The sequence below is a fragment of the Telluria sp. RT2P19 genome (genome assembly GCF_059685725.1).
Genome location: NZ_JCASIL010000016.1, coordinates 51,982 through 66,770, shown reverse-complemented (window position 1 = coordinate 66,770; position 14,789 = coordinate 51,982). Strand labels below are relative to the sequence as shown.

The window sequence follows — 14,789 nt, the reverse complement described above, 5'->3', positions numbered from 1 at the left end:
AACATGCAACTCGTAAAGAAACAGGAACAAGCTTCGGAAGTCATCTCCCATACCGTCGAGCCGGTCGATGTCGATACCGACTCTAGCAGGTTCAGCCGCATCGGCTGGCTGCTGGTGCTGCTCGGCTTCGGCGGCTTTCTGCTGTGGGCGTTTCTCGCCCCGATCGACAAGGGCGTGCCGATGAGCGGCACGGTGGCGGCGCAGTCGAACCGCCAGGCGGTCCAGCACCTGACCGGCGGCACCGTGCAGCAACTGCTGGTGCGTGATGGCGACCAGGTCAAGGAAGGCCAGGTGGTGGCGCGCATGAATCCGGTGACCGCCAAGTCGGCGGTCCAGCTGACCGAGGTGCAATACCTGTCGGCGCTGGCCAACGTGGCGCGCCTGACCGCTGAACGTGACGGTGCGAAGACCATCAAGTTCCCGGCCGAGATCGAACAGCGCCGCGCCGAACCCGCGGTGGCTGACCTGATCAGCTCGCAGAACGGCTTGCTGCTGTCGCGCCAGAATGCGCTGCAGAGCCAGGTGAGCGGCGTCGATGAAAGCATCGCCGGCCTCAAGATGCAGATCCAGGGCCTGCAAGAGTCACGCGACAGCAAGAAAGAACAGATGTCGCTGCTCAAGGAGCAACTGGACGGCATGCGCGACCTGGCCAAGGAAGGCTATGTCGCACGCAACCGCCTGCTCGAACTGGAGCGCACTTACGCCCAGCTGAGCGGCGCGGTGTCGGAAGACATCGGCAATATCGGCCGCTCGCAGCGCCAGGTGCTGGAGCTGACCCTGCGCAAGACCCAGGCAACGCAAGACTACCAGAAGGAAGTGCGCAGCTCGATGAACGAGATGCAGCGCGAAGCCGATGCCCAGCACGCGCGCCTGACCGCCGAGCAGTTCCAGTTGTCGAACGTCGACGTGCGCGCACCAGTCGCCGGCACCGTGGTCGGCCTGGCGGTGTTTACCAACGGCGGCGTGATCCCGTCCGGCTTCAAGCTGATGGACATCGTGCCGGAAGGCGATCCGCTGGTCGTCGAAGGCCAGTTGCCGGTCAACCTGATCGACAAGGTGCATCCGGGCCTGAAGGTCGAGCTGATCTTCTCTGCATTCAATTCCAACAAGACGCCGCATATCGAAGGCGAGGTGACCTTGGTCGCTGCCGACCGCCAGGTCGACGAGCGCACCGGCAACCCATACTACGTCGTCAAGGTGAAAGTCACGCCGAAGGGCCACCAGATGATGGCTCAGCACAAGATGGACGCTCGTCCGGGCATGCCGGTGGAGCTGTTCGTCAAGACTGGCGAACGCACCATGATGAACTACCTGTTCCGTCCGATCCTCGACCGCATGCCGGCGGCAATGGGAGGCGAGTGATGCGCGGCCCGTCGATGACCCGCCTGCGCGCCGTCTTCGCGCGCGGCGCCCTCGGCGCCGCCATCGGCCTCGCCTTCGCCGTGCCGGCCCACGCGCTGTCGCTGCAGCAGGCGTATGAAGCGGCGCTGCGCAACGATCCGGTCTACCGGATGCGCATCCAGGAGCGCGAAGCCGGCCGCGAGATCGCCATCCAGGGCCGCGCCGGCCTGCTGCCGAGCGTGACAGGCAGCCATTCGGTGAACCGCAATATCTCGGACCGGACCCAGCTTGCCAGGAATCAGCTGACCGGCGTGGTTGCGCCCTCGACCGACCATCCGCGCTACATCAGCCGCTCGTCCACCGTACAGCTGCGCCAGCCGATCCTGAACCTGGACGCCTTCGTGCGCTACCGCCAGGGCAAGGTGCAGGACGCCCAGAGCGCGCAGGCGCTCGAGGCGGGCACCGACGAAGTCGCGGTGCGCGTGGCCCAGGCCTATATGGATGCGCTGTTCGCCGAAGACCAGGTCGCGCTGTCGAAGGTGCAGCGCGATATGTACCAGGAACAGCAGAAGGTCAACGCCCGCCTGTTCGACCGCGGCGAAGGCACGCGCACCGACATGCTCGAGACCCAGGCGCGCTACGACCTGGCCGAGGCCCAGCTGATCGAGGCCGAGGACAACCTCAAGGCCGCGCGCGAGACGCTGCAGGGCGTGATCGGCATGGACCCGGGCCGCCTCGACCAGCTGGGCGACAATTTCCGTCCGCTGCCGCAAGATGTGGCGTCGTACGATGAATGGGAAAAGCTGGCGCTGGCCAACAACAACACCCTGGCCACCACGCGCCTCGCGGTCGAGAACCAGCGCCTGGAAATCCAGCGCCAGCGCGCCGGCCATGCGCCACGCCTGGACTTTCTTGCCACCTATAACAAGGCGGACAGCGAGTCCCTGAACCAGCTCGGCACCGAATCGACCAACCGCCAGCTCGGTATCCAGCTCAATGTCCCGATCTATTCGGGCGGTGCGATCAGCTCGGCTACGCGCCAGGCGGCCGCCAACTACGGCCGCGCGCAAGCGGAACTGGATGCGCGCACCAACGAGATCCTGGTCGAGCTGCGCCGCGCGCACAGTATTGTCGAGAGCAGCAGCCGCAAGGTCGAGGCGCTGGTCAAGGCAGTCGAGTCCGGTAAAGTCCTGATGACCGCCACCGAGCAGAGCATCAAAGGCGGGGTACGCATCAACCTCGACCTGCTCAACGCCCAGCAGACGCTGTTCGTCAGCCAGCGCGACCTGGCCCAGGCCCGCTACGGCTACCTGCTCGGCGTGATTCGCCTGCGCGCTGCGGCGGGCAACCTGGATTCGCAGGTGATCCGCGAGATTGCCGCCTACTTCCGGCAGTAATTCCTCCGGGCCGGCGTTCGCCGGCCCAACCCGGCGCACCCGGCCGTATCTCGCGACGTTGATCTTTTTTTAACGCTATATTTTTCTCTCCAATTCACATGGAGAGGGTCATGGCGAACTATGTCAGCCAGGTGCAGGAACTGTATGTCGCCTATTTCAGCCGCCCGGCCGATCCCGACGGCCTGAAGTTCTGGGCCGACAACCTCGAGAACCAGGTGGTGAGCTACGAGCAGATCGCTGCCGCCTTCGCTGAAACGGCGGAGTACAAGGCAACCTATTCCGGCACCGATCACCGCGAACTCGTCCACGAAATCTACGACAACCTGTTCGGTCGCGCGCCGGAACAGACAGGACGCGATTTCTGGATCACGGCGCTGGATACCGGCGCCATGACGGTCGACAATATGGTGACGATGGTGGCGGGAGGTGCCCAGGGGGCCGACCAGTTCGCGTTCAACGCCAAGATTGGCGTGGCCATTGCCTTTACCGACCGTATCGACACGTCGCAAGAAAAAGCCGCCTACAGCGGCGAGGCGGCCCTCATGATTGCGATTAACTACCTGGCTGGCGTCAAGAACCTGATCACCGGCGATCTGGCACGCGATCCCGGCGCCATCGACCTGGCGATTGCGCGCATGAGCGGCGCGCCCACTGCGATGGATGAACTCGAGCTGGTCGGGGTGGCCGACCCCGCCGGCGCCTTCGCATAAGGGGGGGACGGCGCCTGAGGCGGCGCCGCCCCCGTTCGTTCAGGCCATGGCCTGGCCAGGTGCGTGGCCGGGCTCGCCGGCGGCCGGTTGCGTGCCGGCGCAATGCGGGCACGACACGCCCATCACGTATTCCGGCGCCAGCTGCTGGCGCGGCGTCACCACCGCGCGGCAGGCGAAGCACTGCACGGTCTCGGTCGGTTCCAGTTTCGGGTTGAGCGCGGTGCGGTAGTCGAACACGAAGCAGTCGCCCGTGTAATGGTCGCCGCCGACTTCCTCGAAATACTTCAGGATGCCGCCTTCGAGCTGGAACACGCGGTCGTAGCCGATCTCTTTCATGTGGATCGCGGCTTTTTCGCAACGGATGCCGCCGGTACAGAAGGTGACCACGGTCTTGCCGTTGAGCTCATCCTTGTGCTCGGCCGCGACGGCGGGGAACTCGGTGAACTTGTCGATACGATAATCGAGCGTGTTGTTGAACGTGCCGACGTCGACTTCGAAGGCATTGCGGGTTTCCATCATCACGACTTCGACGCCGTCGTCGTCATGGCCCTGGTCGAGCCAGCGCTTGAGCGTCTTCGCATCGACCACCGGCGCGCGGCCAAGCTCCGGCTTGATCAGCGGCATGCGCATGGTGATGATCTCTTTCTTGATCTTGACCAGCATGCGCTTGTGCGACTGTTCGGTCGACAGGCTCTCTTTCCACTCCAGGTCCGCCAGGCGGGCGTCGCTGCGCACCCAGGCCAGGTACTGGTCGATGTGCTCGCGCGTCCCCGACAGGAACATATTGATGCCTTCCGGCGTCAGCAGCACGGTGCCTTTCAGTCCGAGCTCGTTGCACAGATCCTGGTATTGCGGGCGCAATGCTTCCAGGTTCTCGAGCGTGATGAATTTATAGGCGGCGATGTTGACGTACTGGTTTTGGGAGGACATGGTCGAAGGGCCTTGCAAAGGCGGTTGGAAAGACAGGGCGACATTATAAATCAGCAGGCGCCGCTGTCTGGAAGTGTCGACTTTTCGCGACAGCAAGCGCATTGATTTGGCTTGGCTGCATGAATGATATGGAGACCTTGATGGTAAAGATTGCGTGTCGGGAAATTTTACATTGAGCTCGAAAGAAGATTGATAATTGTCAATAAGTTCTTGATTCATCGTTGTTTTTCTGTGCTGGCATTGATATTGCTTAATAGCTTTCGCTTATTAAATTATGTTACCTCTAAGGAAATAACAATATGATCCGCAATATCGTTTTCGCCGCCCTTGCCCTGACCACCGGCATCGCCGCAGCCGCACCTGTGCAGAGCCTGACCTTCACGTCGGATTCCAACACCGCGTACAGCTACACGTTGCCGGCAAGCCAGAAGGGCGGCGTGGTTGTCGGCTTCGATTTCAGCTTTACCGGCACTCTCGGCAACAACGACTTCCTGGGCCTGTGGTTCGGCAATTCCAGCAATCTCGATGAGGCATACAAGGGTCCGAACTTCGGTGTAAAGACCAACTGCGGTACCGGTGCCAATAACTGCACCAACGACTTGTTTGCGCGCACTGTGGGCACGGATGGTCCTTACGTTCCAAACAGCAACATCTCGGAAGGCCAGACCTACAAGCTGTTCGCTCACCTCTACAAGAGCGGCAATTCGACGTCCTACGACACGATCGCCATGTGGGTAAATCCGGAAGCCGATGAAATCGCATCGCTCACCGGCGCCGATCTCGTGGCAACCGGCAAATCGAACCTGACCTCGTTCGACACCATTGGCTTTCGTACCGCGAACATCGACAACAACGTGACCATGACCGTCAACGGCCTGAACGTTGCCGAAGTGCCGGAACCATCGAGCGTCGCCCTGCTGGGTCTGGCCATGGCTGGCCTGGCGTTTACCCGCCGCAAGCGCGCCTGATTGCGCTGAACGGTATATCGCCAGCCGGGTCGGCTGGCAATCCAGACCCGCTGCCTGCAGCGGGTTCTTGTTTTATGTAAGGTCGTCCCGTGCTGTTCGCGTGATGATCCCCAATGGGGGCATCGCTGCGATTTCTGCTGTTTTCGCTGGGCCGGGCCGCCATGCAGCCGGCCACCGTCAGTCATTCCGACGTCGCGGCACCCTGCCGCTCGCGGTAAAATACCCGGATGACTTCCCCGACTTTCACCCACCTGCGCGTCCACTCCGAATACTCCATCGTCGACGGCCTGGTCCGCATTGACGACCTGGTCAAGGCGGCCGTCAAGGACAGCCAGCCGGCACTGGCCGTGACCGATCTGGCCAACACGTTCTGCCTGGTGCGCTTCTACAAGGCGGCGCGCGGCAAGGGCATCAAGCCGATCGTCGGGGTCGACGCCTGGATCACCAACGACGACAACCGCGACAAGCCGCACCGCCTGCTGATCCTGGCCAAGAACCACACCGGCTACCTGCAGCTGTGCGACCTGCTGGCGCGCGCCTGGCTCACCAACCAGCACAAGGGCCGCGCCGAACTGCGCACCGAGTGGCTGGAAGCGCTGGCCACCTCCGTCTCGACCCTGCATCCGGATGAACCCCAGGCCAACGCCCTGATCGTGCTCTCGGGCGCCCACTTCGGCGACGTCGGCCAGGCGATCGAGAACGGCGACCTCGCCAAGGCCGAGGCCAATGCCGAGCGCTGGGCGCGCATTTTCCCGGGCCACTTCTATATCGAGATCCAGCGCGCCGGCCAGGCCAACCAGGAGCAGCAGGTGCGCCATTCGGTGGCGCTGGCCGGCCGCCTGGGCCTGCCGGTGGTCGCGACCCATCCGGTGCAGTTCCTGGACAAGAGCGAATTCATCGCTCACGAGGCGCGCGTCTGTATCGCCGAGGGCGAGATGCTGGCCAACGCCAAGCGCGTGCGCCGCTTCAACGAGAACATGTGCTTCAAGTCGCAGGCCGAGATGGCCGAATTGTTCAAGGACTTCCCGGGCGCGCTCGCCAACTCGGTCGAAATCGCCAAGCGCTGCAACGTCACCCTCACCCTGGGCAAGCCCCAGCTGCCGAACTTCCCGACTCCGGGCATGACGATCGACGAATTCCTGGTCGCCGAGACCAAGAAGGGCCTCGAGGAGCGCCTGGTGCAGCTGTATCCCGATCCCGTCAAACGCGAGCAGGAGCGTCCGCGCTACGAGGCGCGCCTCGAGTTCGAGAACAAGACGATCATCAACATGAAGTTCCCGGGCTACTTCCTGATCGTGGCGGAGTTCATCCAGTGGGGCAAGAACAACGGCGTGCCGATCGGCCCGGGCCGCGGTTCGGGCGCGGGCTCGCTCGTGGCCTACGCCCTCAAGATCACCGACCTCGATCCGCTCAAGTACAACCTGCTGTTCGAGCGTTTCCTGAACCCCGAGCGCGTCTCGATGCCCGACTTCGACATCGACTTCTGCCAGGAAAAGCGCGAACTGGTGATCCAGCACGTGAAGGACCTGTACGGCCGCGACGCGGTGTCGCAGATCGCCACCTTCGGCACCATGGCGGCCAAGGGCGCGATCCGCGACGTCGGCCGCGTGCTCGATTTCGGCTACAACTTCTGCGACGGCATCTCCAAGCTGATCCCGTTCAAGCCGGGTAAGCCGGTCTCGATCGCCGAGGCGATCGAAGAAGAACCGCTGCTCAAGGAGCGCCTCGAGAACGAAGAAGAGGTCAAGCAGCTGCTCGACCTCGCGCAGCAGGTCGAGGGCATCACGCGCGGCATCGGCATGCACGCCGGGGGCGTGCTGATCGCGCCGGGCAAGCTCACCGATTTCTGCCCGCTGTACACCCAGGGTGGCGACGCCGGCGTGGTGTCGCAGTACGACAAGGACGACGTGGAGGCCGTGGGCCTGGTCAAGTTCGACTTCCTGGGCCTGACCACCCTCACCATCCTCGACCGCGCCGTCAACTACATCAAGGACCTCGACCCGGCGGAATCCGAATTCGACCTGGCCAAGCTGCCGCTGGACGACCGCGCCTCGTACAAGTTGCTGAGCGACGCCAAGACGGTCGCCATCTTCCAGCTCGAATCGCGCGGCATGCAGGGCATGCTCAAGGATGCGCGCCCCGACCGCTTCGAGGACATCATCGCGCTCGTCGCCCTGTACCGTCCGGGCCCGATGGACCTGATTCCCGACTTCTGCAAGCGCAAGCACGGCGAGAAGTTCGACTATCCCGATCCGCGCACCGAGTCCATCCTGTCCGAGACCTACGGCATCATGGTCTACCAGGAGCAGGTCATGCAGATGGCGCAGATCGTGGGCGGCTACTCGCTTGGCGGCGCCGACATGCTGCGCCGCGCGATGGGCAAGAAGAAGGCCGAAGAGATGGCCGAGCACCGCGAGATCTTCCGCGCCGGCGCCGCCAAGGATGGCCTGTCGACCGAAAAGGCCGACGAGATCTTCGACTTGATGGAAAAGTTCGCGGGCTACGGCTTCAACAAGTCGCACGCGGCCGCGTATGCGCTGCTGTCGTACCACACGGCGTATTTGAAGGTGCACCACACCGCCGCGTTCATGGCAGCCAATATGTCGCTGGCGATGGAAGACACCGAGAAGATCAAGATCCTGGTCGAGGACGCGAAAGAAGTCTGCAAGCTCACGATCCTGCCGCCGGACGTCAACGAATCGCAGTTCCGCTTCACGCCGGAAGGCGAGGCCAGGTCGAAGACCGGCAAGCAAGTGACCAATATCCGCTACGGCCTGGGCGGCGTGAAGGGGGCGGGCCAGGGCGCGATCGAGGCCATCATCGCCGCCCGCACCGAGGGCGGCAGGTTCAAGGACCTGTTCGACTTCTGCAAGCGGGTCGACCGCAAGCAGATCAACCGCCGCACGATCGAATCCTTGATCCGCGCCGGCGCGATGGATGCCTTCGGCGTCGACCGCGCGGTGCTGCTGGCGTCGGTGGCGTTCGCGATGGAAGCGGCCGGCCAGGCGGCCGCCGCCGCCAACCAGGTCAGCCTGTTCGGCGGCGACGATTCGGATCTCGTGGCGCCGCCCGACTACGTGAAAGCCACGCCCTGGACCGACCGCCAGAAGCTGTCCGAAGAAAAGACCGCGCTCGGCTACTACTTGTCGGGCCATATGTTCGACTCGTACGCGCAAGAGGTGCGGCGCTTCGCCAAGACCAAGCTGAAAGACCTGGAACCGTCGCGCGACCCGCGCATGATGTGCGGCGTGATCACCGGCGTGCGCACCCAGATGACCCAGCGCGGCAAGATCCTGATCGTGGCGCTGGACGACAAGACCGCCGTGCACGAAGTGACCATCTACAGCGAGGTGGCCGAGGCCAACAAGCACGCGCTCAAGGAAGATGAATTCCTGCTGGTGGTCGGCAAGGTGTCCGAGGACCGCTTCAACGGCGGCCTGCGCATCACGGCCGAGAAGGTGTTCGACATCGCGGCCTCGCGCATCCAGTACGGACACAAGCTCGAGATGGACCTGGCCACGACGGTCGATCCGGCGAAGATCGCCGAGGTGCTGCAGCCTTACCGGGTGCAGGACGGGATGCCGGTCAGCCTGCGCCTGGTGACCAACGGGATTCCGCACATCATGCAGCTGGGCGACGACTGGCGCGTGGCGCCGTCGGATACGCTCAAGCAGGCGCTGGAACTGACGCTGGGGGCGAAGGATGTGGCAGTAGAGTACTAGGTTACCTGTGTGTGGGGTGGGGTGGGGTACTTGGGGTGGGGTGCTTGGGGTGAGGTGCTTGGGGTGAGGTGCTTGGGGTGAGGTGCTTGGGGTGGGGTGGGGTGGGGTGGGGTGGGCGGGTCTCCCGCCCACGCGTTCAATCCCGGTGGGCATTGTCGCGACACTGCCGTAAATCCAGGCAAGCGCTATCGCGACGCTGCCGTCATTTGAACGCGTGGACGGACAAGCCGTCCACCCCACGTTACTGCGCGTTCTTCACGCAGGCGCGAACCCAGGTTGCGGTTACTGACCGTCGTTCCGGCGCAGGCGCGAACCCAGGTTGCGGCTACTGACCGTCGTTTCCGGCGCAGGCGCGAACCCAGTTCGCGTGCGTAGTGGCCGTGTTCGACCGTAGTGGCAGCGAAGAAGCTGGGGCCGGAGGACGTGACAGTAGAGAGCCAGGTCAGCCTGTATGTGGGGTGGGCGGGTCTCCCGCCCACGCGTTCAATCCAGGCAGGCGTTGTCGCGACACTGCCGTAAATCCAGGCAAGCGCTGTCGCGACGCTGCCGTCATTTGAACGCGTGGACGGACAAGCCGTCCACCCCACCTTACTGCGCGTTCTTCACGCAGGCGCGAACCCAGGTTGCGGTTACTGACCGTCGTTCCGGCGCAGGCGCGAAGCCAGGTTGCGGTTACCGACCGTCGTTTCCGGCGCAGGCGCGAACCCAGTTCGCGTGCGTAGTGGCCGTGTTCGACCGTAGTGGCAGCGAAGAAGCTGGGGCCGGAGGACGTGACAGTAGAGAGCCAGGTCAGCCTGTATGTGGGGTGGGCGGGTCTCCCGCCCACGCGTTCAATCCAGGCGGGCGCTGTCGCGACACTGCCGTAAATCCAGGCAAGCGCTGTCGCGACGCTGCCGTCATTTGAACGCGTGGACGGACAAGCCGTCCACCCCACGTTACTGCGCGTTCTTCACGCAGGCGCGAACCCAGGTTGCGGTTACTGACCGTCGTTCCGGCGCAGGCGCGAAGCCAGGTTGCGGCTACTGACCGTCGTTTCCGGCGCAGGAGCGAACCCAGTTCGCGTGCGTAGTGGCCGTGTTCGACCGTAGTGGCAGCGAAGAAGCTGGGGCCGGAGGACGTGACAGTAGAGAGCCAGGTCAGCCTGTATGTGGGGTGGGCGGGTCTCCCGCCCACGCGTTCAATCCAGGCGGGCGCTGTCGCGACACTGCCATAAATCCAGGCGGGCGTTGTCGCGCCACTGCCATAATCCAGGCGGGCGTTGTCGCGCCACTGCCATAAATCCAGGCAAGCACTGTCGCGACACTGCGGTTATTTGCACGCGTGGCCGGACAAGCCGTCCCCCCCACGGTGTCTGGCCGCCCTTCGCGCGGCAGAGGCTAGCGCTCCGGCTGTGCGTGTTCCCGCAAGCCAACCGTCGCCTGCGTCGTCCCATTCTTGGCCCGCTCCAGCACCACCTTGCGGTTGCTCGACTCCTGGTCCCGCTGCGCCTCGCGGTGCCACAGGTGCAGCACCTCGGTGGCCAGCGCGCCGTCCTTGCGCAGCACCCCGGCATGGAACAGGCGCACGACCAGGTCCGAATCCTCGTGCCCCCAGCCGGTAAAGCTCTCGTCGAAGCCATTCACTTTGACCAGGTCCGACTTCCACACCCCCAGGTTGCAGCTCTTGATGCGGCGCCAGCTGAACTTCCGGCGCACGCGGCCGACGTCGGGCCAGCGCAGCATCGTCTGCACCACCTTGTTCATGTCGCCGGCAAGCCGGTAACGCACACGCTCGCCCATGCCAAGGCCGGCGACGTCGATATGCTCGCGCAGGACGCGCTCGGTTAGCCGCTGGCTGAGCAGGATGCGGCTGCCCGAGACCAGGAATCCCGGCTGCGCCAAGGCCCGGTGGCGGCTGATGAAGTCACGTTGCGGAACGCAATCGCCGTCCAGGAAGATGATATAGTCGCCTGTTGCCGCCAGCGTGCCGCGGTTGCGCGCCATGGCGGCGCGAAAGCCGTCGTCCGGCTGCCACACGTGTTTTACCGGCACTGGCGCCCGTGCGCGCAGGCGGTCGATGCAGTCCCGCGTGTTGGCAGTCGAGCCGTCATCAGCGATAATGATTTCGAAATTCTTGTCGTCCTGTAAAAAACAGGCTTCCACCACCGCCTCCAGGGCGTCGGGACGGTTGTATGTGGTGATCACGACCGACATTGTCTGTGTTTGCTGCATTGCTGTCCAATTGAGCGCCTAGGCCGCAAGAATATCCCACAAGAACCTGAATGAACAATAAGCCGATGATGTCCCGGGAGCCAATGCAGGTTTGGATCGGCTTCCAGGCCTTCCTGTTTCCCTTCCTTAGCCTGACCACTCCTTCCGGCATCGGTTTCAGCAGCCTCCTGTTCCTGCTGTCGGCGCTGTGCGTGCCGCGCAAGGCCTGGACCGCATTGACCCCCCATTGGAAAGAGGTGCGCTGGGTCGTCGCGGCCTTCTGGTTCCAGTTCGCGCTTGCCATCGTGGCGGTGCTGATCCGGCCCGAGGCCGGTCTCGACTACCTGGACAAGCCCTCGCGCATGCTGCTCGCGCTCTCCGCCATGGCGCTGGTCCTGGTGGCGCGTCCGGCGCCCGCCACGCTGTGGTGGGGCGTGGTCGCCGGCAGCGTGGCCGCGCTGCCCTTCGTGGCCTGGCAGCGCATCGTGCTGCAGATCGAGCGTCCCGGCGGCTTCCTGAATGCGATCACCTTCGGCGACCTGGCCATGGTCCTGGGTCTGGTGGCGCTGGCGGCGGCGATCGACTACCGCCACCACACGCGCAAGGCGGTGCTGGCCGGTGTCGGCGCGCTGGCCGGCCTGGCCGCCTGCATGCTGACCGGCACCCGTGGGGCCTGGATCGCGCTGGCGCTGGCGGCACTGCTGTTCCTGAGCTATGCCCAGCTGCTCCAGAGCCGCAAGGTGCGCCTGCTGCTGGCCGGGAGTTTTACCCTGGTCGCCGCCGCCTTCTTCGTGCCGGCCACCGGCATGCAGGAGCGTGCGCTGCAGGGCGTGGACGACGTCCAGACCTGGGTCGACGGCGGCAATGTCTTCACCAACGTCGGCACCCGGCTCGAATTGTGGAAGGGGGCGGCGATCCTGATCGAAGAGCGGCCGCTGTTCGGCCTGGACCGCAACACGGTGCGCGCCGAGATCCGCCGCCTGGTGGAGCAGGGCACGCTCGATCCGGCGATCCTGTCGCTCGAACACCTGCATAATGACGCCCTGCAGGCGCTCGCCACCGGCGGCGTGTTCGGGTTTCTTGCCTGGGTCGGCATCCTGGTGGCGCCGTTCGTGTTCTTCGCGCGCCAGATGGGCCGCGCCAGCGCCGAACGGGCCGGACGCTTCGCGCCGGCGCTGGCCGGCATGCTGGTGGTGCTGTGCTACTTCAGCTTCGGCCTGACCGAAGTCATTTTCTGGTCCCTCAAGGGCAGCATGTTCTATGCGCTGATGGTGTTCCTGCTCATGGGATTCTGCCTGGTTGCGCAGCCGGCGAGGGATGTAAAGGTTGAACAACGTGGAAACTAAAGTCATCGCCCGGCGCCTGCTGGCGCTGGTCAAACCGTACCAATCGCGCGCCTGGATGGCGCTGCTGTCGATGGCCGTCACCGCCGCCACCCAGCCGCTGCTGGGCGAGGCGCTCAAGGTCCTGCTCGACGACGGCTTCAAGGAAAACATCGCCTTCAGCCTGTGGTGGATCCCGACCATCCTGGTGTCGATCTTCGTCCTGCGCGGCGTCGGCACCTTCGGCACGGCCTACTTCAACAACTGGGTGCTGTCCCGGGTCCTGAACGACATGCGCGCCATGGCCTTCGAAAAGGTGTTGCGCCTGCCGGTGGCGCGCTACCAGGACGAATCGACGGGCAAGATCATCAACACCGTCGTCAACGATGTGCGCCAGGTGGTCGACATGATCCAGTCGGTGTTCGTGGCTTGCGTGCGCGACGTGCTGGTCGTGATCGGCCTGCTCGGCACCCTGTTGTACCTGAACTGGAAGCTGACCCTGGTCGCCATTATCGTGATCCCGCTGACCGCCGTCATCGTGCGCACCACCACCAAGCGCCTGCGCAACCTGAACCGCGAGAGCCAGCGTGTCACCGCCGAGATGACCGGCGTGGTCGAGGAAGCCGCGCGCGGCCACCAGGTGATCCGCGTGTTCTCGGGCGAGCGCTACGAGCGCCAGCGCTTCCACCAGCGCAGCGAGGCGCTGCGCGGCTTCTCGCAGCGCATGACGGTGGCCTTCGCCGCCACCACCCCCGTGACCCAGATCGCCACCTCGCTGGCGCTTTCGCTCGTCATCGTGCTGGCGATTCAGGCCGACATGACGGTCGGCGAGTTCACCCAGTTCGTCACCATGATGCTGATGCTGCTCACGCCCCTGAAATCGCTGGCCGAGGTCAACGGCCCGATGCAGCGCGGGATGGCGGCCGCCGAGACGGTGTTCGGTATCATCGACTCGGCACCCGAGCGCGATACCGGCAGCCGCGAACTGGGCCGCGCGCGCGGCCACCTGGTGCTCGAGGACGTGGTCTTCCGCTACCCGAATGCGCTCACTCCGGCCATGAACGGCGTCTCGCTCGACGTGCAGCCGGGACAGACGGTGGCGCTGGTGGGCGTGTCGGGCGGGGGCAAGTCGACGTTCGTCAACCTGGTCACGCGCTTCTACGATCCGGAAGGCGGCCGCATGCTGCTCGATGGCGTGCCGTATGCCGACATCAAGCTGGCGTCGCTGCGCGGCCAGATCGCGATGGTGAGCCAGAACGTGGTGCTGTTCGACGATACGCTGGCGGCGAATATCGCCTATGGCGCCGAGCAGGTCGACTACGAACGCCTGGCGGCGGCGGTGCGCGCGGCGCACTTGACCGATGTCGTGGCGCGTTTGCCGGACGGGATCGACACGCGCATCGGCGAGAACGGTTCGCGCCTGTCGGGCGGCCAGCGCCAGCGGGTGGCGATCGCACGCGCGATCTACAAGGACGCACCGTTGCTGATTCTGGATGAGGCCACCTCGGCGCTGGACAACGAGAGCGAACGCGCGGTCCAGGCGGCGCTCGACACCCTGATGGCCGGCCGCACCACGATCGTGATCGCGCACCGCCTGTCGACCATCGAGCGGGCCGACCGCATCGTGGTGATGGAAGCCGGGCGGATCGTGGAGCAGGGGACGCATGATGAATTGCTGGCGCTGAAGGGCATGTATGCCAATCTGTATCACCTGCAGTTCACGGCAGCCGAGGCAACATAAGCGACGACGCAATCAATGTGGGGTGGACGGCTTGCCGTCCACGCGGTGATAGTTGGCCACCAGATCATCCGGCACGATGCTGGAAGCGATCACCATCACCGTGTGGACGGCGAAGCCGTCCACGCCACATCACCCAACATCGCCCACATCACCCAACGCCACCCCACATCACACAGCATCACTCCACATCACCCAACGCCACCCCCACATCACCCAACGCCACCCCACATCACACAGCATCACTCCACATCACCCAACAATTGCTGGCGCTGAAGGGCATGTATGCCAATCTGTATCACCTGTAGTTCACGGCATCCGAGGCAACATAAACGACCGACGCAATCAATGTGGGGTGGACGGCTTGCCGTCCACGCGGTGATAGTTGGCCACCAGATCATCCGGCGCGACGCTGGAAGCGATCACCATCACCGCGTGGACGGCGAAGCCGTCCACCCCACATCACCCAACG

The 14,789-nt window shown here is 64.3% G+C and carries 9 protein-coding genes; 7 read left to right on the top strand and 2 right to left on the bottom strand.

All coding sequences use genetic code 11. The features are described 5' to 3' along the window. Window positions 1–3 precede the first annotated feature (3 nt). The 3 genes from AC56KW_RS19035 (at window position 4) to AC56KW_RS19025 (ending at window position 3,448) form a co-directional block, all read left to right on the top strand. A complete protein-coding gene (locus AC56KW_RS19035; RefSeq protein ID WP_497172237.1) occupies window positions 4–1,362 on the top strand; it encodes an HlyD family type I secretion periplasmic adaptor subunit in 1,359 nt (452 codons plus the stop codon). Further along, complete coding sequence (locus AC56KW_RS19030) at window positions 1,362–2,738, top strand: TolC family outer membrane protein (RefSeq protein ID WP_497172236.1); 1,377 nt, start codon at window positions 1,362–1,364, stop codon at window positions 2,736–2,738. The genes AC56KW_RS19035 and AC56KW_RS19030 overlap by 1 nt, the downstream gene beginning before the upstream one ends. Before the next feature lie 110 nt (window positions 2,739–2,848). Next, complete coding sequence (locus AC56KW_RS19025; protein WP_497172235.1) at window positions 2,849–3,448, top strand: DUF4214 domain-containing protein; 600 nt, start codon at window positions 2,849–2,851, stop codon at window positions 3,446–3,448. A gap of 39 nt (window positions 3,449–3,487) precedes the next feature. Here the strand turns inward: AC56KW_RS19025 and AC56KW_RS19020 are convergent, their stop codons facing one another. Next, window positions 3,488–4,378 (bottom strand): sulfurtransferase, encoded by an 891-nt coding sequence (locus tag AC56KW_RS19020; RefSeq protein WP_497172234.1) that lies wholly within the window; start codon window positions 4,376–4,378, stop codon window positions 3,488–3,490. 299 nt (window positions 4,379–4,677) lie between these two features. Between AC56KW_RS19020 and AC56KW_RS19015 the strand changes: the two genes are divergently transcribed. Continuing rightward, window positions 4,678–5,346, top strand: a complete 669-nt coding sequence (locus tag AC56KW_RS19015; RefSeq protein WP_497172233.1) for a PEP-CTERM sorting domain-containing protein — start codon at window positions 4,678–4,680, stop codon at window positions 5,344–5,346. A 227-nt stretch (window positions 5,347–5,573) separates the two neighbouring features. Continuing rightward, window positions 5,574–9,068: a DNA polymerase III subunit alpha gene (gene dnaE / locus AC56KW_RS19010; protein WP_497172232.1), complete on the top strand. Its 3,495-nt coding sequence runs from the start codon at window positions 5,574–5,576 to the stop codon at window positions 9,066–9,068. 1,376 nt (window positions 9,069–10,444) lie between these two features. Here dnaE and AC56KW_RS19005 read toward each other — a convergent pair. Then, window positions 10,445–11,260 (bottom strand): glycosyltransferase family 2 protein, encoded by an 816-nt coding sequence (locus AC56KW_RS19005; protein ID WP_497172231.1) that lies wholly within the window; start codon window positions 11,258–11,260, stop codon window positions 10,445–10,447. 101 nt (window positions 11,261–11,361) lie between these two features. Between AC56KW_RS19005 and AC56KW_RS19000 the strand changes: the two genes are divergently transcribed. Together AC56KW_RS19000 and msbA are read left to right on the top strand one after the other, a co-directional pair. Next, a complete protein-coding gene (locus tag AC56KW_RS19000) occupies window positions 11,362–12,603 on the top strand; it encodes an O-antigen ligase family protein (protein WP_497172230.1) in 1,242 nt (413 codons plus the stop codon). Beyond that, a complete protein-coding gene (gene msbA, locus AC56KW_RS18995) occupies window positions 12,593–14,320 on the top strand; it encodes a lipid A export permease/ATP-binding protein MsbA (protein ID WP_497172229.1) in 1,728 nt (575 codons plus the stop codon). The genes AC56KW_RS19000 and msbA overlap by 11 nt, the downstream gene beginning before the upstream one ends. Window positions 14,321–14,789 lie beyond the last annotated feature (469 nt).

Coding starts and splice junctions, on each gene's coding strand:
- AC56KW_RS19035 (WP_497172237.1), top strand. CDS start 4: ATGCAACTCGTAAAGAAACAGGAACAAGCTTCGGAAGTCATCTCCCAT.
- AC56KW_RS19030 (WP_497172236.1), top strand. CDS start 1,362: ATGCGCGGCCCGTCGATGACCCGCCTGCGCGCCGTCTTCGCGCGCGGC.
- AC56KW_RS19025 (WP_497172235.1), top strand. CDS start 2,849: ATGGCGAACTATGTCAGCCAGGTGCAGGAACTGTATGTCGCCTATTTC.
- AC56KW_RS19020 (WP_497172234.1), bottom strand. CDS start 4,378: ATGTCCTCCCAAAACCAGTACGTCAACATCGCCGCCTATAAATTCATC.
- AC56KW_RS19015 (WP_497172233.1), top strand. CDS start 4,678: ATGATCCGCAATATCGTTTTCGCCGCCCTTGCCCTGACCACCGGCATC.
- dnaE (WP_497172232.1), top strand. CDS start 5,574: ATGACTTCCCCGACTTTCACCCACCTGCGCGTCCACTCCGAATACTCC.
- AC56KW_RS19005 (WP_497172231.1), bottom strand. CDS start 11,260: ATGTCGGTCGTGATCACCACATACAACCGTCCCGACGCCCTGGAGGCG.
- AC56KW_RS19000 (WP_497172230.1), top strand. CDS start 11,362: ATGCAGGTTTGGATCGGCTTCCAGGCCTTCCTGTTTCCCTTCCTTAGC.